The organism is Mesorhizobium sp. URHB0026 (assembly GCF_054059755.1).
In genome coordinates this window covers 5,511,687-5,529,217 of sequence record NZ_JBSSCN010000001.1, presented here as the reverse complement: position 1 = coordinate 5,529,217, position 17,531 = coordinate 5,511,687, and the positions used below count along the sequence as shown (strand labels likewise).

General features: G+C 63.2%; 19 protein-coding genes and 1 pseudogene. 10 read left to right on the top strand and 10 right to left on the bottom strand.

Annotation, left to right across the window (positions count from 1 at the left end; translation table 11 throughout):
• Positions 1-7: 7 nt before the first annotated feature.
• From ACVWWD_RS27305 to ACVWWD_RS27290, 4 genes are all read right to left on the bottom strand, one after another.
• On the bottom strand, positions 8-865 hold the full coding sequence (locus ACVWWD_RS27305) for a carbohydrate ABC transporter permease (protein WP_023773621.1): 858 nt from the start codon (positions 863-865) through the stop codon (positions 8-10).
• The gene (locus tag ACVWWD_RS27300; protein ID WP_352549495.1) at positions 865-1,785 is read right to left on the bottom strand and encodes a carbohydrate ABC transporter permease; all 921 of its coding nucleotides are present in this window, start codon (positions 1,783-1,785) and stop codon (positions 865-867) included. The genes ACVWWD_RS27305 and ACVWWD_RS27300 overlap by 1 nt, the downstream gene beginning before the upstream one ends.
• Positions 1,786-2,062: 277 nt before the next feature.
• Positions 2,063-3,370 carry an ABC transporter substrate-binding protein gene (locus ACVWWD_RS27295; protein WP_245273822.1) on the bottom strand — a complete coding sequence of 436 codons (1,308 nt, stop codon included), beginning with the start codon at positions 3,368-3,370 and terminating at the stop codon, positions 2,063-2,065.
• 74 nt (positions 3,371-3,444) lie between these two features.
• A complete protein-coding gene (locus tag ACVWWD_RS27290) occupies positions 3,445-4,488 on the bottom strand; it encodes a LacI family DNA-binding transcriptional regulator (protein WP_352549492.1) in 1,044 nt (347 codons plus the stop codon).
• A gap of 354 nt (positions 4,489-4,842) precedes the next feature.
• Between ACVWWD_RS27290 and ACVWWD_RS27285 the strand changes: the two genes are divergently transcribed.
• Complete coding sequence (locus ACVWWD_RS27285; RefSeq protein WP_352549490.1) at positions 4,843-5,049, top strand: hypothetical protein; 207 nt, start codon at positions 4,843-4,845, stop codon at positions 5,047-5,049.
• A 270-nt stretch (positions 5,050-5,319) separates the two neighbouring features.
• Here ACVWWD_RS27285 and ACVWWD_RS27280 read toward each other — a convergent pair whose 3' ends face one another.
• Together ACVWWD_RS27280 and ACVWWD_RS27275 are read right to left on the bottom strand one after the other, a co-directional pair.
• Positions 5,320-5,586: a DUF1488 family protein gene (locus ACVWWD_RS27280; protein ID WP_023773626.1), complete on the bottom strand. Its 267-nt coding sequence runs from the start codon at positions 5,584-5,586 to the stop codon at positions 5,320-5,322.
• Entirely contained in the window at positions 5,583-5,837 is a 255-nt protein-coding gene (locus ACVWWD_RS27275; RefSeq protein ID WP_023773627.1) for a hypothetical protein, read from the bottom strand. The genes ACVWWD_RS27280 and ACVWWD_RS27275 overlap by 4 nt, the downstream gene beginning before the upstream one ends.
• Positions 5,838-6,083: 246 nt before the next feature.
• Between ACVWWD_RS27275 and ACVWWD_RS27270 the strand changes: the two are divergent.
• The 3 genes and pseudogenes from ACVWWD_RS27270 to ACVWWD_RS27260 all read left to right on the top strand — a co-directional run bounded on the left by ACVWWD_RS27270 (position 6,084) and on the right by ACVWWD_RS27260 (position 8,783).
• Positions 6,084-6,399: pseudogene (locus ACVWWD_RS27270) on the top strand (co-chaperone GroES).
• Positions 6,400-6,462: 63 nt separating this feature from the next.
• Positions 6,463-8,091 (top strand): chaperonin GroEL, encoded by a 1,629-nt coding sequence (gene groL / locus ACVWWD_RS27265; RefSeq protein WP_023775362.1) that lies wholly within the window; start codon positions 6,463-6,465, stop codon positions 8,089-8,091.
• Positions 8,092-8,285: 194 nt separating this feature from the next.
• The gene (locus ACVWWD_RS27260) at positions 8,286-8,783 is read left to right on the top strand and encodes a GAF domain-containing protein (protein ID WP_352549486.1); all 498 of its coding nucleotides are present in this window, start codon (positions 8,286-8,288) and stop codon (positions 8,781-8,783) included.
• Here the strand turns inward: ACVWWD_RS27260 and ACVWWD_RS27255 are convergent, their stop codons facing one another.
• The 4 genes from ACVWWD_RS27255 to ACVWWD_RS27240 form a co-directional block, all read right to left on the bottom strand.
• The gene (locus ACVWWD_RS27255) at positions 8,784-9,848 is read right to left on the bottom strand and encodes a YeiH family protein (RefSeq protein WP_352549485.1); all 1,065 of its coding nucleotides are present in this window, start codon (positions 9,846-9,848) and stop codon (positions 8,784-8,786) included.
• Positions 9,849-9,982: 134 nt separating this feature from the next.
• Positions 9,983-10,369, bottom strand: coding sequence for an ester cyclase (locus ACVWWD_RS27250; RefSeq protein ID WP_352549484.1), 387 nt, complete (start codon positions 10,367-10,369; stop codon positions 9,983-9,985).
• A 116-nt stretch (positions 10,370-10,485) separates the two neighbouring features.
• Positions 10,486-11,925: a PAS domain S-box protein gene (locus ACVWWD_RS27245; protein WP_352549482.1), complete on the bottom strand. Its 1,440-nt coding sequence runs from the start codon at positions 11,923-11,925 to the stop codon at positions 10,486-10,488.
• Positions 11,926-11,990: 65 nt separating this feature from the next.
• Positions 11,991-12,884, bottom strand: coding sequence for a LysR family transcriptional regulator (locus ACVWWD_RS27240; RefSeq protein ID WP_352549480.1), 894 nt, complete (start codon positions 12,882-12,884; stop codon positions 11,991-11,993).
• A 141-nt stretch (positions 12,885-13,025) separates the two neighbouring features.
• Between ACVWWD_RS27240 and ACVWWD_RS27235 the strand changes: the two genes are divergently transcribed.
• From ACVWWD_RS27235 to ACVWWD_RS27210, 6 genes are all read left to right on the top strand, one after another.
• Positions 13,026-13,421 carry a (R)-mandelonitrile lyase gene (locus tag ACVWWD_RS27235; protein ID WP_023775368.1) on the top strand — a complete coding sequence of 132 codons (396 nt, stop codon included), beginning with the start codon at positions 13,026-13,028 and terminating at the stop codon, positions 13,419-13,421.
• A gap of 23 nt (positions 13,422-13,444) precedes the next feature.
• Positions 13,445-13,807 carry a carboxymuconolactone decarboxylase family protein gene (locus ACVWWD_RS27230; RefSeq protein ID WP_457103516.1) on the top strand — a complete coding sequence of 121 codons (363 nt, stop codon included), beginning with the start codon at positions 13,445-13,447 and terminating at the stop codon, positions 13,805-13,807.
• A gap of 2 nt (positions 13,808-13,809) precedes the next feature.
• A complete protein-coding gene (locus tag ACVWWD_RS27225; RefSeq protein ID WP_352549475.1) occupies positions 13,810-14,799 on the top strand; it encodes an aldo/keto reductase in 990 nt (329 codons plus the stop codon).
• A gap of 252 nt (positions 14,800-15,051) precedes the next feature.
• Entirely contained in the window at positions 15,052-15,516 is a 465-nt protein-coding gene (locus tag ACVWWD_RS27220) for a GNAT family N-acetyltransferase (protein WP_457103515.1), read from the top strand.
• Positions 15,517-15,532: 16 nt separating this feature from the next.
• A complete protein-coding gene (locus ACVWWD_RS27215; RefSeq protein WP_023775372.1) occupies positions 15,533-15,916 on the top strand; it encodes an ACT domain-containing protein in 384 nt (127 codons plus the stop codon).
• A 171-nt stretch (positions 15,917-16,087) separates the two neighbouring features.
• Positions 16,088-17,521, top strand: a complete 1,434-nt coding sequence (locus ACVWWD_RS27210) for an aldehyde dehydrogenase family protein (RefSeq protein WP_023775373.1) — start codon at positions 16,088-16,090, stop codon at positions 17,519-17,521.
• Positions 17,522-17,531: the final 10 nt, after the last annotated feature.

The window sequence follows — 17,531 nt, the reverse complement described above, 5'->3', positions numbered from 1 at the left end:
CGGTCGATTACTTGACGGCCCCGGCCATCAGGCCGCGGATGTAGAAGCGCTGCAAAGCCAGGAACAGGATCAGACACGGCACCATCATCACGGTGACGCCCGCCTGCACCGCGCCCCAGTCGATGGCGCCGAAGCGGCCGGACTGAAGTGCGGTCATCATCACCGGCAGCGTGAACTTGGACTGGTCGGTCATCAGCACCAGGGCGGCGAGGAATTCGTTCCAGGCGCCGAGGAAGGCAAACAGCGCGATGGTGACGACACCAGGCCAGACCAGCGGCAACATCACCTTGACGAGCATTGTGGCGTTGCCGGCCCCGTCCATGCGCGCGGCCTCCTCGATCTCGCGCGGCACCGCGTCGAAGGCGTTGCGCATCATGAAGATCGAGAACGGCAGCTGCAGCGTCACATAGACGCCGACCAGGCCGGTCAGCGTGTTGTGCAGGCCAAGCTTGGTCAGCACCAGGAAAATCGGCGTCAGGATCGACTGGAACGGGATCATGATCGTCGACAGGATGAGGACGAAGAACAAGTCCTTGAACGGGAACCGAAACCGCGAAAAACCGTAGCCGGCGAGTACGCTGACGATGACCGACAGTATGACCGTCATCACCGAGACGTAGATGCTGTTCTGCGCCGAGGCCCACAGGCCGTCGCCGAAACTGTTCAGCGTTTGATAGTTCTCCAGCGAGAAGCCCGTCGTCGGCCAGGGCGGCAGCGGCGGCAGGCGCGCCTCCTGCGCCGGCTTGAAGGCCGACAGCACCGTCCACACGATCGGCGCCACGAACAGCACCGAGGCGACGATGCCGGTGGAATGCCTGCCCAAGCGCGCGACAAGCTTGCCTGTGCCCGATATCGCCTGCGCCATCAGTCGAGCCCCTCGGGTTTGCGCAGCAGCCAGAGCTGGACGAGGCTGAGCGCCACCAGGATGACCAGCAGCACCATCGAGAGTGCCGCGCCATAGCCGAGCTTGAACGACACGAAGGACTGGTTGAAGATCCAGTACACCGCCGTCAGCGTCTGGTTGCGCGGGCCGCCGCGCAGGATGATGTAGAATTGGTCGAAGGCAAGGATGGAGCCCGCGACCGACAGGATCAGCGCCAGCGCCAGGGTGCGGCGCATCAGCGGCAAGGTGATCGCCCGGAACCGCGCGAACGGCCCGGCGCCATCGATGACGGCGGCCTCTTGCAGGTCCTGCGGAATCGACTGCAGGCCGGTCATCAGGATGATCATGGTGAAGGCGGCGACCTTCCACACCACCATGGCGATGATCGACCAGAAGGCCGGTTGGAAGGTGGCGAGCAGGTTGTACTTCTTGTCGATCAGGCCGAGATCGTAGGCGGCGGGGCTGAACAGGCCGGAATCGACGTTGAGCAGCCACGACCACAAAAGGCTCGCCGAGGCAAAGCCGACCACCGCCGGCATGAAGAACATGGTGCGGTAGAGGTTGGTGAACGGGCGCGGCCGCTCGATGAAGATCGCCAGCGGAAAGGCGACGGCGAAGATCGCGATGGTTACGATCAGCGTGTAGTACCCGGTGAATCTCAGCGCGTTCCAGAACCTGGTGTCGCGCAGGATTGCCCAGTAATTGCCTAGGCCGATGAAGGAGTGCTCGCCCATTAGCGGCCAGTTGTGCAGCGACATCCAGGCCGTCATGCCGAGCGGGATGACGAAGAACAGCATGACCAGCGCCACGGCCGGCGCGACATAGAGCAGGCCAATCCATTGCCGGCGCCCGGCGCCGACGCGTTTGCGGACGCGGGCAGTGGTTGCGGTAATGGTGGTCATGGCTGGCCGCCCGATGCTGTTAGGGCATTGGCCAAGTACCCCCTCACTGGAATTGCCAACCGAATTGCAAAGGGCAATTCGGGGCAATCCGACCTCTCCCCGAGGGGAGAGGAGATAGCTAGCCATAGCGGCAGCCTCTTCTCAACAGCGGGGAGAAGGTGGCCGCGTAGCGGCCGGATGAGGAGGTCTTGTCTCAAAGCGATGGCCCTGACGTTAGTGATGCGAATTTCCGGCCGCCCGCCCAGGGAGACAGGCGGGCGGCCGGCAGGCGGCCAGCCTACTTCCGCGGCGCCTGATCGATGATCGACTGCATGGTCTCTTGGGCGTTTGCTATCGCGCCATCGACGTCGTCGCCGAAGAACACCTCGTTGATCATCTGCGTCCACGGGCCGTTGGCGGAGTTGATCAGGTCGTTGAACACCACCGAATACGGCGTCTTGCCCTTGGCCATCGCCTCGGCGGCAATCTGGTAGCGCGGGTCGAGCTCCTTCAGCGCGTCCTTGGCGATGTCGCCGCGCACCGGCAGGCTGCCGTATTTGGCGAGAATCGTCTGGCCCTCGAGCGAATAGGCGAAGTCCAGGAACTCCTTCACCACGGCGAGCTTCTTGGTGCCCTTGGTGACAACGAAATTGTCGCCGCCGGCAAAGGACGACCAGTTGCCATCCTTGCCTGGCAGGAAGGTGACGCCGTAATCGACATCAGGATATTGCGTATTGAGCGCGCCGATGGCGAAGGCGCCGGAGGGCGAGATGCCGATATTGCCGGCGGCGAAGGCGGCGAAGAAATTGGCGCCGGTGTCGGTCTGCGCGCCCGCCGGAACCAAATCCTTCTTGACCATCGAGCGGTAGAGATCGATGGCGCCGCGCAGTTGCGGGCTGTCCAGCGTCGCCTTTGAGCCGTCCTCCGACAGGATATCGCCGCCCGAGGCCCAGATCAGCGGCGTGAATGTGAAGATGTTGCAGCCGCCGCAATTGCCGGAGAAGTAGAAGCCCTTGATGTTGCCGCCAAGCGCGTTGACCTTCTCGGCGTCGGCTTCGATCTCGGCCCAGTTGGCCGGGCCTTTTTCAGGGTCGAGGCCTGCCTGCTTGAACAGCTTCTTGTTCCAGATCAGCACCGAGGCGTCGGCCGAGAAGGGCAGGCCGTAAATGCGGTCCTTGTAGGTGCCGGTCTTCACATGAGCGGGCGACAGGCTGGCGAAATAGGGGAGCGACTTTGCCCAGTCGGTGATGTCCTCCAACTGGCCGGCGGCGGCGAAGGAGGGCGTGTAGATCAGGTCGAGCGACAGCGCGTCGGGCGCCGTGCCGCCGGCTGCGGCCGCGCCATATTTCGGGATGATCTCGGCATTGGGGATGATGTCGAGCTTGACCTGGTCCTTGTTCGCCTTGTTGAAGGCGTCGACGATCCTCGGCATGAAGTTCGAGCCGTCGGCGCGTACCCAGATGTTGGCGGTTTCGGCGGCGGCAAATTGCAGGCCGCAACCCAGAACGGCAGCCGTCAACGTCAATTTGGTCAGGGCCAGTCTGGTCAGCGTCAGTCTGGTCAGCGTCAGTCTGGTCAGGGTCAGTTTGGCAATCAAAGTCCTCATGTTCTCCTCCTCCTCATTTGGCCGCGATGCGCGGCTTGCCGCCGATTGCGGCGCTTCGTTTCTCAGCCGTCTTTTCAGCCATCGGGCAGGCGGCCGCAGGACTGCCGCACCACCAGCCGGCACGGCAGTTTTCTGATGCCCGGCGCGGCGGACTTGCCGCCGACCAGGGAAAGCAGGGTCAGCCCGGCCTCGCGGCCGAGTGCTGTCAGGTTCATGTCGACCGAGGTCAGCGGCGGCCGGGTCGCCTCGGCCACGATCTCCCAATTGTCGAAGCCGATGACGCCGACATCGCCGGGAACGCTCAAGCCACGCTCGCGCAGAGCATCGATGATGCCGCGCGCGATCTGGTCGTTGCCGCAGAAGACGGCGTCCGGCTTTTCTCCCCCGTCATCGAAAAGGATCGTCACCGCCTCATGCCCCCAGGCTTCCGACCAAGCGCCAAGCAACGGCTCGCTCATCGGCAGGCCGTTTTCGATCAGCGCGGCGCGATAGGCCTGCGCCCGTTCATGCACCACGGCAAAGCTGGCCGGGCCGGTGACATGCGCGATGCGCTTGCGGCCGAGCCGGCAGAAATGCTCGACGGCCAGCCGCGCCCCGCCGGCATCGTCGGAAACGAAGGCGACGGCGTCGGGATCGGGCTGGGTGAAGGCGTAGATGACCGGGATGCGCAAATTGGCGAGATCGATCGGCAGATGACGGTCGATGCGCTTGCCGGTGGCGATGATGCCGTCGACGCGCTTGTCGAGCATGGCCTCGACATGGAGCTGGCCGAGGCGGGGATCCTCCTCGACATTGCACAGGAATACCGAGACACCGGCATCGACCAGCGCATCCGAAATGCCCGACATCAGCGGCAGCGAGAAACGGCCATAGGTGTCGTTGGTGAGCAGGCCGACAGTAAAGGAGCGGCGCCTCAGCAGGCTCTGCGCCAGGCTGTTGGGCCGGAAGCCCAGGCTGCGCGCCGTCTCTCGAATGCGTTCGCGGGTCTCGGCGGTCATGCGCCCTTGATCGTTGAGCGCCTTGGATGCGGTGGCAACGCTGACGCCGGCCTGTGCGGCCACGTCACGCAAAGTGACGGGTTTGGGAAAGACCGAAACTGGCTGATCGTCCGACGCCATCGCGGCAAAAATCCTTGGTTGGGAAAAGGTTTTCTCTTACCGCCCGGAATAGAGCCGGCCAACGGCCGAACCCGATCGGGAATGTCTGGAAAAACCTTTTCTCAAGTCGAGGCTAGGCCACATCAATGGCCGGTTCAAGAGAAAAGTTACTACTGCTGGCGAGATCGGATTTGTGAGCGAGCCGCGGCCAATCGGAGCCGGTTCACAAGTGGCCGTGCGCCAGTTGAAACTCCGGTATCTCCCGGGCCGAACCGCAACGGGCGCCGATTTGGCATGCAGCGAGTTCGCGAAAGGGTGCTATGGAGGGGCTGGGCAAGTTCGCCGAGCCAACTCCCGACATTCGAGGTCAACTTCGTGCGTGAACCGTCGCCGCTGCCCGTCTTTGGAAAACTTGGCGCCAAGGCACCCGCCGCCCTGGTGGCCGCACCGGCCGTGTCGGCACGTAGCGCGGCACGCCTGCGGGAGATGCTGACCGCGCATGGCGGCATGGCGCTGAAGCTTTCGGTTGTCGCCTGGACGGTAGCGGTCCTGGGCATGGTCTTCTTCGTGGTGCGAGGCTGAGCCACACCGCATGGCCAATCATGCACCGCGCAGGGACTTGCCCCAAGGCTGGGCTATCATCAATGTCTTGACCGGTCAGCCTGCAGTGGTCAGGCAAAGGGTGATGGTCGGCACGAGCCCGCAAAATGCCAATATGTGGTCGATCAGATGAGTGTCCGCGACGTCAAGCGCCGGGAGAGGGCTGAGTGTAAGTCCTGCCCCGTCTCATCGCCTTGACGCATTCATGGCCTGAAGATCGCTTCGCGCTTTATCTGGAGTTGCGGCTGCGTCTCAGCCGAAATCATCCGATGTCAGCACATACAGGCTCTTGCGGGTGCGGCCGTAGGCCTTGGCGGCGACGTCGTGGATAGTGGAACTCGACCGGTCGAAGGCGGCAAGATAGCCGGCCTCGTCGGCGGCGGTGTCCGGCTGCATCCTGGCCATTGCGTCGGCGGCCACGGAGAAGGAAATCTGGAGCATGCCGTCATGGCCGACGAAACGAATGCGTTTGCCGGCCACGTCATAGCTGCGGCTGCGGTTGGGGAATGTCAGGCTCATGTCTTGACCCCCGTTGCCGCAGCCTTCTTGACCACCCGCTTCTTTTTCGGCGTCGGGTTCAGTGCTTCCGTCACGCGATCGGCTTCTTCCTTGGCCAACCGCAATTCCCTTAGCCTTGCCGTCTTGATCTCCCTGGCCCTCGCCTCGGACATGTATTCGGCGGTTGCCTTGTTGCGTTCCGCGGTTTTCTTCTGCTTGTCGACAAAGCGGGCTTCAGCTTTTTGCATGATCGTCTGATTGCCGTCGGCCATTGAAGAAATCTCCCTTGCGCATGAAATCGTGAAAGCGAACTTGTCCGATAAATAGGCGCTTGACCGGAAAAATTCAATTTTTGAAAATATTTGGCTGACTTCGGATATCAGGAAACCGGGTGCGAAACTAATACTTCCAACATTTAATTCCGTCCCCCGATAAATTTTGGCACTCCTATCTATCGAGTGCCAAACCGCCTATAGAGAGGGCGCGGCCGCCTATGCCGGCCGCAGAAAGAAGTTCCCATGAAGTTCCGTCCACTCCACGACCGCGTCGTCGTCCGGCGCGCCGAAGGCGACACCAAATCCAAGGGCGGCATCATCATTCCCGACAATGCCAAGGAAAAGCCTGCGGAAGGCGAAGTCATTGCCGTCGGCCCAGGGGCACGCGACGAAAACGGGCGCGCTCGTTCCGCTCGACGTCAAGGCCGGCGATTTGATCTTATTCGGCAAATGGTCGGGCACCGAGGTCAAGATCGACGGCGAAGACCTGCTGATCATGAAGGAAGCCGACATTATGGGCGTCATCGAAAGGGCTGTCGAAGCCAAGAAGGCCGCCTGACTGGAGCGCCGCGCGTTCGGCGCGGCGGCTGGCCCCCCTCAAACTCGATTGGATTAAAAAATCATGTCTGCCAAGGAAATCAAATTCTCCACCGATGCGCGTGACCGCATGCTGCGCGGCGTCGAAATCCTCACCAATGCGGTGAAGGTGACGCTGGGTCCCAAGGGCCGCAACGTCATCATCGACAAGGCTTACGGCGCTCCTCGCATCACCAAGGATGGCGTCACCGTCGCCAAGGAAATCGAGCTTGCCGACAAGTTCGAGAACATGGGCGCGCAGATGGTGCGCGAAGTGGCCTCGAAGACCAACGACCTTGCCGGTGACGGCACCACGACAGCCACGGTGCTGGCCGCTTCGATCCTGCGCGAAGGCGCCAAGCTGGTCGCCGCCGGCATGAACCCGATGGACCTGAAGCGCGGCATCGACCAGGCCGTTGCCGCCGTCGTCGGGGAAATCAAGGCGAAGGCCAAGAAGGTCAAGTCGTCGGCCGAGATCGCGCAGGTCGGCACCATCGCCGCGAATGGCGACGCCAGCGTCGGCGAAATGATCGCCAAGGCAATGAACAAGGTCGGCAATGACGGCGTCATCACGGTTGAGGAAGCCAAGACCGCCGAGACCGAACTCGACGTCGTCGAAGGCATGCAGTTCGACCGCGGCTATCTCTCGCCCTACTTCGTCACCAATGCAGACAAGATGCGCGCCGAGCTCGAGGACCCCTATATCCTCATCCACGAGAAAAAACTCGGCAATCTCCAGGCGATGCTGCCGATCCTCGAAGCGGTGGTGCAGGGCGGCAGGCCGCTGCTGATCATTTCAGAGGACGTCGAAGGCGAGGCGCTGGCCACGCTGGTCGTGAACAAGCTGCGCGGCGGCCTCAAGGTCGCGGCCGTCAAGGCGCCGGGCTTCGGCGATCGCCGCAAGGCGATGCTGGAAGACATCGCGGTGCTCACATCGGGCCAGATGATTTCCGAGGATCTCGGCATCAAGCTCGAAAACGTCACCATCGAGATGCTCGGCCGCGCCAAGCGCGTGCTGATCGAGAAGGACACCACCACGATCATCGACGGCGCCGGCACCAAGGCGACGATCCAGGCGCGCGTCGCCCAGATCAAGGGCCAGATCGAGGAGACCACCTCGGACTACGACAAGGAAAAGCTGCAGGAGCGGCTGGCCAAGCTGTCGGGCGGCGTTGCCGTCATCCGCGTCGGCGGCGTCACTGAGTCGGAAGTGAAGGAAAAGAAGGACCGCATCGACGACGCGCTGAACGCGACGCGCGCTGCGGTCGAGGAAGGCATCGTGCCAGGCGGCGGAGTGGCCCTGCTTCGTGCCCGGTCGGCGCTATCGGGCCTGAACGGCGCCAATGCGGATGTCACCGCCGGCATCTCCATCGTGCTTCGCGCGCTTGAGGCGCCGATCCGCCAGATCGCCGAGAATTCCGGCGTGGAGGGCTCAGTGGTCGTCGGCAAGCTCGCCGACAGCAAGGACCACAATCAGGGCTTCGACGCTCAGAACGAGACCTATGTCGACATGATCAAGGCCGGCATCGTCGACCCGGCGAAGGTGGTGCGCACCGCATTGCAGGATGCCGGCTCGATCGCGGCCTTGCTGATCACCGCCGAAGCGATGATCACCGACATCCCGCCGAAGGATGCGGCGCCGGCGGGTGGTGGTGGCGGCATGGGCGGTTACTAGGGCGGCAGCTGGAAGGGCAGCCAGGTCTCGCGAGGTTGGCGCAATGGAGCGCTGCCTTGCGTGCAAGCATCCGGCGGCTATCCTGATCTTGTGGCTTTCGCTGTGGTTGGGATTCACGGCAGACTGTTTCGGTGGGCCGTTGGTGCGGAGCTAACTCATCGACGGAACCGCGATTCCCAATTTGGAGACAAGTCATGTTCGCGGCCCAGGCCATTGATATCTCAGACAAGGCCGCGTTCTACCGCGGCCTTGTCAAGCAATTGAAGGCGCTGCTCGAGGGCGAGCGCGATTCGATCGCCAACGCCGCCAACACCGCGGCGCTTATCTTCCAGATGGTGCCCGACCTCAACTGGGCCGGCTTCTATTTCCTGGCATCGGACGAGGAGTTGGTGCTGGGCCCCTTCCAGGGCAAGCCGGCCTGCGTGCGCATCGCCGTCGGCCAGGGCGTATGTGGCACGGCGGTCGAGCTCGGCACCTCGATGCTGATCAAGGACGTGCATGATTTCCCCGGCCACATCGCCTGCGACGCCGCCTCGCGCTCCGAGCTGGTCGTGCTGCTCGAGGACGAGGAGGGCGTTTTCGGCGTGCTCGATCTCGACAGCCCGCTGCCCGGCCGCTTCGACAGTGCCGACCAGGCCGGCATCGAGGCGCTGGCGGCGATCTATGTCGCGGCGAGCTCGTTCCAGGACTAGTTAGCCCGAGACCTTCACCAGCATCAGGCTGAAGCCGCCGATGAACAGGAAGGCGCAGAAGGCGAGCGCCAGCGGGCGCAGGCCGCGCAAGCGCAGTTGCGAAATGTCTGCCTGCAGTCCCATGGCGGCCAGCCCCATGGTGAGCATGATGGTGGTGGCCAGCACCACCGCCTGCTTCACTTCGGCTGGTATCGTAACCAGGCTGTTCAACGCCACGACGGCGACAAAGGCGGCGACGAACCATGGCATGGGCGGGCGTGCAGCTGCCTGGTCGCTGCTCCCGCGGCGAGCCATCAGGCCGAGCGCGACGACCATCGGCGCCAGCATGGCGACACGGGTCAGCTTGGCGACGGTGGCGATCTCGCCTGACTGGGGGCCGTTCTGGAAACCGGCGCCGATGACCTGCGCCACCTCATGGATGGAGGCGCCGGCCCACAGTCCGAAGGCGTGCTGGTCGAGGCCGAGCAGTGGCGCCAGCACCGGGAAGCCGAGCATGGCGACGGTGCCGAACAAGGTGATCGAGGCGACGGCATAGGTGACGTCCTCGTCGCGCGCATTGGTGACGATGTTGGTGGCGACGATCGCCGAGGCACCGCAGATCGAGGTGCCGGCGGCGATCAACTGCGTCAGCTTGGCGTCGACGCCGATCAGCCTGCCGAGCGTGATGGTGAAGACGAAGGTGGCGCCGAGGGTCAGCGCGACGATGCCGACGCCGCCGGCGCCGATCGAGACCACCTGGCCAAGCGTCAGCTGGAAACCGAGCAGCACGATGGCGAAGCGCAGCAGGCGCTTTTGCGAAAAGCCTATGCCGGCCTTGGCGTGCACCGGTGTGCCGAGCACGTTGGAATAGATCATGCCGGCGACGACGGCCAGGATCATCGGGCTGAACAAGGCGAAACCGGACACATTGCGGGCCGAGAAGGCAACGGCCGTGATTATCGCCACCAGCACGATGCCGGGAATGACGCCGTTCCCCAGGGAATCGAGGCGCTTGCGGCGCTCGGCCAGATCCGCGGAAATCGGGCCTTTCGGAATTCCGTTCGCGATGTAGGTCTGGGAAGACAATGCAATTCTCCGTGCGAGCACCACGGAGAAATGTCATTCCAAGACTAATCTTTCCAACGAATTATTTTCGTTAGAACGATCGATTTTTACGAACGGTCTTAGGCACGCTTCGAAAAACTGACAAAAGGGCCGGCCTACAGCTGCGCTTCGATCGCCGCCTTGTCGATCACCGACCAGACGTGCCTGATCCTGTCGTCGAGAAACTCGTAGAAGACGTTCTCACTGAAGGACACTTTCCTGCCGTTGACGGGCAGGCCGAGGAAAGTTTCCTTCGGCGTGCAGTTGAATTGAAGGCGGCTGGCTATGAACGGCGCATCGGCGATCAGCAGCTGGATGTCGAAATAGAGATCGGGAATTTCGCGAAAATCCCCCTCCAGCATGTCTCGGTAACCCGCCAGGCCGACCCGGTCGCCATTATAGTGCACCTCCTGGTGTACGAAGCGGTCCAGGCTCCGCCAGTCCTGGGCGTTGAGGCAGGCGATGTAGCCACGATAGTTCTTGGCAAGATCTTCATCGGTCATCGCAGGCTCTCCGTGCTTTGGCCAACCGCATGTCTTCCACGACTGTTCCGGACGGCGAGAAATGCTTGTTCGGGGAAGACATAGAGCGGCGATGCCGGAATGCGAGTGCGGCGGCATCAGGGAAGGACTTCGAATTCCGGTCCGCCGATCACCTCGTCGATCGCTCGTGGGTCGACGTGCTCGCTGTCGACCGAGGCTTCGAGCTGCGACAAGGGTGCTTCAAGGATCCAGGTGACGCCGTGGCTGTCATATTCGAGAACGCCGGTGCCGCTTACCGCTGCTGGAGCGACGCGCTGGAGCACAACGGTGCCGAAACCGCCATGGCCGATGTTCTGCACCTGAGGACCATCGCGCTCTTTCCAGATCAGCTGGAACCGTTTCAGGTCGCCTGCCTTGCTCACCTTCCATTGCACCGATATCGTTCCCTCGGCGGCCGAAAGTACGCCATATTTGGCGGAATTGGTCGCCAGTTCATGAAACGCGATGCCGAGATACTGAACGGCATTGGGGCTCAGCGTGAGGGAAGGGCCAGCCATGGAAATCCGTTCCTCGTTGCCGAACGGTTTGGCTTGTGCAAGGAGCAGCTCGAAAATCGTCGCGCCTCGCCAGTCGCCGGACACCAGCAGGTCGTGCGAGAGCGACAGCGCCATGATGCGCTCGCGCACCTGGCGTTCGAACTCCGCCGGTGTCGAGGACCTCTTGCTGGTCTCGCGGATCATAGAGATGATGACGGAATACTGGTTCTTGACCCGATGGTTGACCTCGCGCATCAGCATGCGGATGCGATATTCGCTCTCCTTGGCTGTCGAGATGTCGCGGGCGATCTTGGAGGCGCCGATGATCTGGCCGACAGCATTGCGTACGGGCGAGATCGTCAGGGATACGGGCACGAGGCTGCCGTCCTTGCGACGGCGGATGGTCTCGTAGGTCTCGACCCGCTCGCCTTTGCGGATGCGCTCCAGTATGCGCGGCTCCTCGTCCAGATGGTCATCGGGTATCAGCATCGTCACGGATCTGCCGACCGCTTCGTCGGTGGTGTAGCCGAACAGGCGTTGGGCGCCTGAGTTCCAGCTCTTGATGACGCCGTTCAAATCCTTGCTGACGATTGCATCGAAGGAGGATTCCACGATGGCCGACAGATGATGCCTGGCCTCGTCGGCAAGATGCCGGTCGGTGAGGTCGAACAGCATGTTGACGGCGCCGACCAGCTTGCCCTGATCGTCATGGAGCGGGGTGGGATAGGGAAGGAAGGGCACGCGCGTGCCGTCGGGACGCTGCGAGATGGCCGACTGGTTTCTGATCGGCCGGTTCTCCCGCAACGCAACGGCCATCGGGCATTGGTCGTGCGGCAACACCTGCCCGTCGGTCGTGAACAGCTTGTGCGTCACGCACCACTGGTCTTTTCCGAGCTCGGGCTCGCGCCCGGCAAAATCAGCCGCGGCCCGGTTGAAATAGGTGATCCTGCCATCGCTATCGGTCGTGTAGATGGCGACGGGCAGATTATCGAGGATTTGATGGGATAGATCGAGCGTCGAGCTGTTCGACAGGTCCGTCATGCGCAAGGTTCCATTTAACCACCGTGAACGTCGTCGGGTTGAAACGGTTCCGCTGGACCTGTGGGCTAGCCGCGATAGCGCAGCGCATCGAGCAGAAGCGTAAAGGCGGGCGTCGCCTGGCGGCGGCTGGGATAGTAGAGGTGGTAGCCGGGAAACGGCGGGCACCAGTCGGCCATTAGCCGCAACAATCGGCCATCGGCGAGATGCGCCGTCACTTGGTCCTCCGGAAGATAGGCGAGGCCGACGCCGGCCAACACGGCATTCATGCGCAGCCCCGCCGTGTTGAAGATCAACTGGCCGTCGACGCGCACCTTCAGTTCGCGTCCGGCCTTCTCGAATTCCCAGGCGTAGAGCCCGCCATGGGTCGGCAGGCGCAGATTGATGCAATTGTGATCGGTCAGGTCCTGCGGCGTGCGCGGCTTCGGCCGTCTGGCGAAGTAGGCCGGCGAGCCGACCACCGCCATGCGCATGTCGGGACCGATCCGCACCGCGATCATGTCGCGCGCCACCTGTTCGCCCAGCCGTACGCCGGCGTCGTAACGCCCGGCCACGATGTCGGTCAGGCCGTAGTCGACGACGATCTCGACCCGGATGTCGGGATATTGCGGCAACAGCCGGGCGACGGCCGGCCACAGGACCGTGTCGGCCGAATGTTCGCCGGCGTTGATGCGGATGGTCCCGGCGGGCTTTTCTCGCAATGCGCTCAAGGCGGCGAGCTCACTCTCGATCTCATCAAGCCTCGGTCCGACGGTGCGGGCCAGGCGTTCGCCGGCTTCGGTCGGCGAGACACTGCGCGTCGTGCGGGTCAATAGCCGCACGCCCAGCCGCTCTTCCAAGCTCCGCAAGGCATGGCTGAGCGCCGATTGGGATACGCCAAGCTTGGCCGCCGCCCTGGTGAAGCTTTTCTCGCGCGCGACGGCGAGGAAGGCGGTCAACTCATTCAGATTGTCGCGTGGCATTGATGAATTTATCTCATAAGTACATGCCGGATATAGCAGCTACTCCTGACTATCGCAGCCCCTAAATAGATCGCCATCGGCCGAACACGCCGGCGCTCCTGGCCTGGCGGCCATGTCGCGGCATCACGAAAGGACGGAAACGTGGAGATCACACGAAGCGGCTCGCAGCACTCGGCGAAGGGGCCCGCCGAATATTTCACCGGTGCGGTACGCATCGATGCACCCTTCAAGGGCAGCGACCCGGCCCGCGTCGGCGGGGCCACCGTGACCTTCGAGCCCGGCTCGCGCACGGCCTGGCACACGCACCCGCTCGGCCAGACGCTTATCGTTCTGTCTGGCGCCGGTCTGGTGCAATGCGAAGGCGGGCCGATCCAACAGATCCGTCCCGGCGACATCATCTGGTTCGCGCCCGGAGAAAAGCATTGGCATGGGGCGTCGCCGACAACGGCGATGAGCCATATCGCCATTGCCGAAGCGCTCGACGGCAAGGTCGTCGACTGGATGGAGCATGTCACCGACGAACAATACGGGATTTGACCGACCAGGCCCCGTCCTCACCGATGACAAAGAAGGAGACCCTGATTACCCATGCCCCAGCGCTTCCCAAAAGCCCTTTCTCCGACATCGCTCCAGCACTCGGCACCTATACCGACGAGGTGCTTTTCGGCGACGTCTGGAAACGCTTCGGCCTCTCGCCGCGCGACCGCGGCCTCGTCACCGTCGCCAGCCTGGTCTCGGGACACCGGATCAACGAGATGCCGTTCCACATGAAGCGGGCGCTCGAGAATGGCGTCACCCCGGATGAGCTCATCGAGGCCATCACGCATCTTGCGTTCCATGCTGGATGGCCGCCGGCAAGCACTGCGATCGGCATCGCCCGCAAGGTCTTCGAACAGGCCGACGCCGAGAAGAAGGGACACTGACGATGCAAAAGCGCACACTTGGAAACAGCGGCCTCGAAGTCTCGGCCATCGGGCTGGGCTGCATGGGCATGAGCCAGTCATATGGGCAGCCGATGGCGACACCGGATGCAGTCCGTCTGATCCGGGCGGCATTCGAGCGCGGTGTCACCTTCTTCGACACGGCGGAGGTCTACGGACCGTTCAGGAACGAAGAGGTCGTCGGCGAGGCGTTGCGGCCAATCCGCGACCAGGTGGTGATCTCCACCAAATTCGGCATCGACATCGCCGGTGCGGCCGGGCACCAGGGCATGGACAGCCGGCCGCAGCATATTCGCGACGTCGTCGAGGCCTCTCTCAAACGGCTGAGGACGGACTACATCGATCTTCTCTACCAGCATCGGGTCGATCCGGTCGTGCCGATCGAAGAGGTGGCTGGCGTGGTGAAGGACTTGATCAGCCAAGGCAAGGTGAAGCATTTCGGCCTCTCCGAAGCGGGCGCGCGCACCATCCGCCGCGCTCATGCGGTGCAGCCGGTCGCCGCGCTTCAAAGCGAATATTCGCTCTGGTGGCGTGAACCGGAGGAGGCGATCCTGCCGGTCCTCGAGGAACTGGGAATCGGCTTCGTGCCTTTCAGCCCGCTGGGCAAAGGTTTCCTTACCGGCGCGATCAACGCCAGGACGACGTTCGATGCCAACGATTTCCGTAACAGCGTTCCGCGGTTCACGGAGGAAGCCCGCCAGGCAAACCAGGCACTGGTCGACGCCATCGTCGCGATCGCGGCCGACAAGAACGCGACATCTGCACAGGTCGCTCTTGCCTGGCTGCTGGCGCGGAAGCCCTGGATCGTTCCGATCCCAGGCACGACCAAGCTAAACCGCCTTGAGGAAAACATCGGATCTCTTGCTGTTGCACTGACCGCTGAGGATCTTCGCAATATCGAGAACGCGGTCTCGGCGATTGCCGTTCAGGGAGAACGATACTCCCCGCAACAGGCGGCGAGGATCGATCGCTGAGGGTCGCTGAATCAGGTCCGGCAGCCCGGCGACCGATGCCTTCGGTGTCTTGACGCGGGACCGTTGCTGCTCCAGCTTGCCGCCATGTTCGTTCCCGCGCCCCTCGTCACCAAGCGACGCCGCTCCCGCCCAGCACGAAGCGGCACGCTGATTGCGCGACGACAAAGGCCGGCAAGATAAATCCGGTTCGTTCGTTTTCAGCCCCGCCCGCGACAACAGCCGGCGGGGTTTTTCCATGCCTGGAGCACTGTCATGGCCATCAAGTCCACCATCCGGTTTCGGCCGGCCGAAACCGCCGATGCCGCCACTATCCGCAACATCGTGCGTGCCGCCTATGCCAAATGGGTGCCGGTGATCGGGCGCGAGCCGCTGCCGATGCGTGCCGATTACGACAAGGCCGTCGCCGAGCATCCATTCGAACTCGCTGTCGAGGACGGCCGCATTGTCGGCATGATCGAGACCACGCTGGCCGACGATCACCTGTGGATCGAGAATGTCTGCGTCGCGCCGGAGGCGCAGGGCAGGGGCATCGGCCAGCTGCTGCTGGAGCGTGCGGAAACCAAAGCGCGCGAGGCAGGCCGCCCGGAGCTTCGCCTGTTGACCAATGGCGCCTTCGAAGCCAACGTGTCGCTCTACAAGCGGCACGGCTATACAATCGACCGGGAAGAGCCGTTCATGAATGGCGTGACGGTCTATATGAGCAAGAGGTTGGCATGACGATCGGAGCGCGACGATGGCTGCCAGGATAACGCTGAAGCAACTGTCCGGGCTCTATGCGATTTCGCGGCTCCAAGCCGCTGACGGCATCCCCGGCTGGGCGGACGGACCAGGTTTCGTTAGCATCACCAGGACCGACGACGAACTCTCGATCACCTGCCTTCAGGACCGCGTGCCGGATGCCGTCAAGCATGACCGCGATTGGGTCGCCTTCAAATTGCAGGGGCCGTTTGCGTTCGACGAAACCGGCATCGTGCTGTCCGTCATCAGGCCGCTGTCGGAAAACGGGCTGGGCATCTTCCTGGTATCGACCTTCGATGGCGACCACCTGCTGGTGAAAGCGTCAGACGAACCCGCGGCAAGAGGCTTGCTGGGCGAAGCCGGGCATACGCTGCTATAGTCCGCTCATCGCTGGTCCAGTCCTTTTGCTCAACGAGTGGCGCGCTGCCTCAACCACTGGCGCGCTGGCTCAACCACCTCGGGGGTTGCGTTTGACAGCGCCGTTTGTGCATCGTTATTTCTAGCCAGATATCACGGCCTGACCGGCCATGCGGCACCCCAAGGAGAGACCATGTCACACGATCTGCAGTTCTACATCGATGGCGCGTGGGTCGACCCTGTCGTGCCCAGCACGCTCGACGTCATCGATCCATCGAACGAGGACGCTTTCGCGCGGATTTCGCTCGGCTCCAGGGCCGATGTCGACAAGGCGGTGGCCGCCGCCAAGCGGGCCTTCAACACATATGGCTTCACCGCGGTCGAGGAGCGCCTCGACATACTCAACCGCGTCATCGAGGTCTACAAGAAGCGCAGCAAGGACCTGGCGATCGCCGTGTCGCGCGAGATGGGCGCGCCGCGCCAGATGGCGCTCGACAGCCAGGTCGGCATAGGCTTGGCGCATCTGGCCAAGATGGCCGAGACGCTGAAGAATTTCCAGTTTCGCCATGTCAAGGGCAACCATCTCGTGGTCAAGGAGCCGATCGGCGTCGTCGGCCTGATCACGCCGTGGAACTGGCCGCTGAACCAGATCACCTGCAAGGTCGGTCCGGCACTCGCCGCCGGCTGCACCATGGTCCTGAAGCCGTCGGAGATCGCGCCGCTCGACGCCATCATCTTCGCCGAGATCATCGACGAGGCCGGCGTGCCGAAGGGCGTGTTCAACCTGGTCAACGGCGATGGCCCTGGCGTCGGCCAGGCGCTGTCCAGCCATCCCGACATCGACATGATGTCGTTCACCGGTTCGACCCGGGCAGGCATATTGGTGGCCAAGGCGGCCGCCGACACCGTCAAGCGCGTGCATCAGGAGCTTGGCGGCAAGTCGGCAAACATCCTGTTCCCGGATGTCGACCTCGCCACCGCCGTCAGCAAGGGCGTCGCCGGCTGCTTCAGCAACAGCGGCCAGTCCTGCAACGCGCCGACGCGCATGTTCGTGCCGCGCGACCGCCACGACGAGGCCGCGGGATATGCCAGGACGGCGGCGGAAAAATTCACGGTCGGTCCGGCCGACAGCGCCAACACCAAGCTCGGCCCCGTCGTCAGCCAGGTCCAGTACGACAAGATCCAGGACCTGATCCAGAGCGGCATCGACGAGGGTGCCACGCTGGTCGCCGGCGGCCCTGGCCGCCCGGCCGAACTCAATCGCGGCTACTATGTCAGGCCGACCGTGTTCGCCGACGTCACCCACGACATGCGCATCGCGCGCGAGGAGGTTTTCGGGCCCGTGCTGGCGATCCTGCCCTACGACACGGTCGAGCAGGCTGTCGAGCAGGCCAACGACACCGTCTACGGCCTTGCCTCCTATATCCAGGCCAAGGACCTGCAGAAAGCGCGCGAGGTCGCGGCGCGCATGCGCTCAGGCAATGTCTACATCAACTATCCCCAATGGGACGCCGGCCTGCCCTTCGGCGGCTACAAGCAGTCGGGCAACGGCCGCGAATACGCCGAATACGGGCTCGAGGACTTCCTCGAGATCAAGGGCATCGCGGGCTATGAGGCGGCGGAGTAGTGCAGGACTT

Coding starts and splice junctions, on each gene's coding strand:
- ACVWWD_RS27220 (WP_457103515.1), top strand. CDS start 15,052: ATGGCCATCAAGTCCACCATCCGGTTTCGGCCGGCCGAAACCGCCGAT.
- groL (WP_023775362.1), top strand. CDS start 6,463: ATGTCTGCCAAGGAAATCAAATTCTCCACCGATGCGCGTGACCGCATG.
- ACVWWD_RS27240 (WP_352549480.1), bottom strand. CDS start 12,884: ATGCCACGCGACAATCTGAATGAGTTGACCGCCTTCCTCGCCGTCGCG.
- ACVWWD_RS27230 (WP_457103516.1), top strand. CDS start 13,445: ATGACAAAGAAGGAGACCCTGATTACCCATGCCCCAGCGCTTCCCAAA.
- ACVWWD_RS27300 (WP_352549495.1), bottom strand. CDS start 1,785: ATGACCACCATTACCGCAACCACTGCCCGCGTCCGCAAACGCGTCGGC.
- ACVWWD_RS27260 (WP_352549486.1), top strand. CDS start 8,286: ATGTTCGCGGCCCAGGCCATTGATATCTCAGACAAGGCCGCGTTCTAC.
- ACVWWD_RS27305 (WP_023773621.1), bottom strand. CDS start 865: ATGGCGCAGGCGATATCGGGCACAGGCAAGCTTGTCGCGCGCTTGGGC.
- ACVWWD_RS27280 (WP_023773626.1), bottom strand. CDS start 5,586: ATGAGCCTGACATTCCCCAACCGCAGCCGCAGCTATGACGTGGCCGGC.
- ACVWWD_RS27245 (WP_352549482.1), bottom strand. CDS start 11,925: ATGACGGACCTGTCGAACAGCTCGACGCTCGATCTATCCCATCAAATC.
- ACVWWD_RS27250 (WP_352549484.1), bottom strand. CDS start 10,369: ATGACCGATGAAGATCTTGCCAAGAACTATCGTGGCTACATCGCCTGC.
- ACVWWD_RS27290 (WP_352549492.1), bottom strand. CDS start 4,488: ATGGCGTCGGACGATCAGCCAGTTTCGGTCTTTCCCAAACCCGTCACT.
- ACVWWD_RS27215 (WP_023775372.1), top strand. CDS start 15,533: ATGGCTGCCAGGATAACGCTGAAGCAACTGTCCGGGCTCTATGCGATT.
- ACVWWD_RS27225 (WP_352549475.1), top strand. CDS start 13,810: ATGCAAAAGCGCACACTTGGAAACAGCGGCCTCGAAGTCTCGGCCATC.
- ACVWWD_RS27210 (WP_023775373.1), top strand. CDS start 16,088: ATGTCACACGATCTGCAGTTCTACATCGATGGCGCGTGGGTCGACCCT.
- ACVWWD_RS27295 (WP_245273822.1), bottom strand. CDS start 3,370: ATGAGGACTTTGATTGCCAAACTGACCCTGACCAGACTGACGCTGACC.
- ACVWWD_RS27275 (WP_023773627.1), bottom strand. CDS start 5,837: ATGGCCGACGGCAATCAGACGATCATGCAAAAAGCTGAAGCCCGCTTT.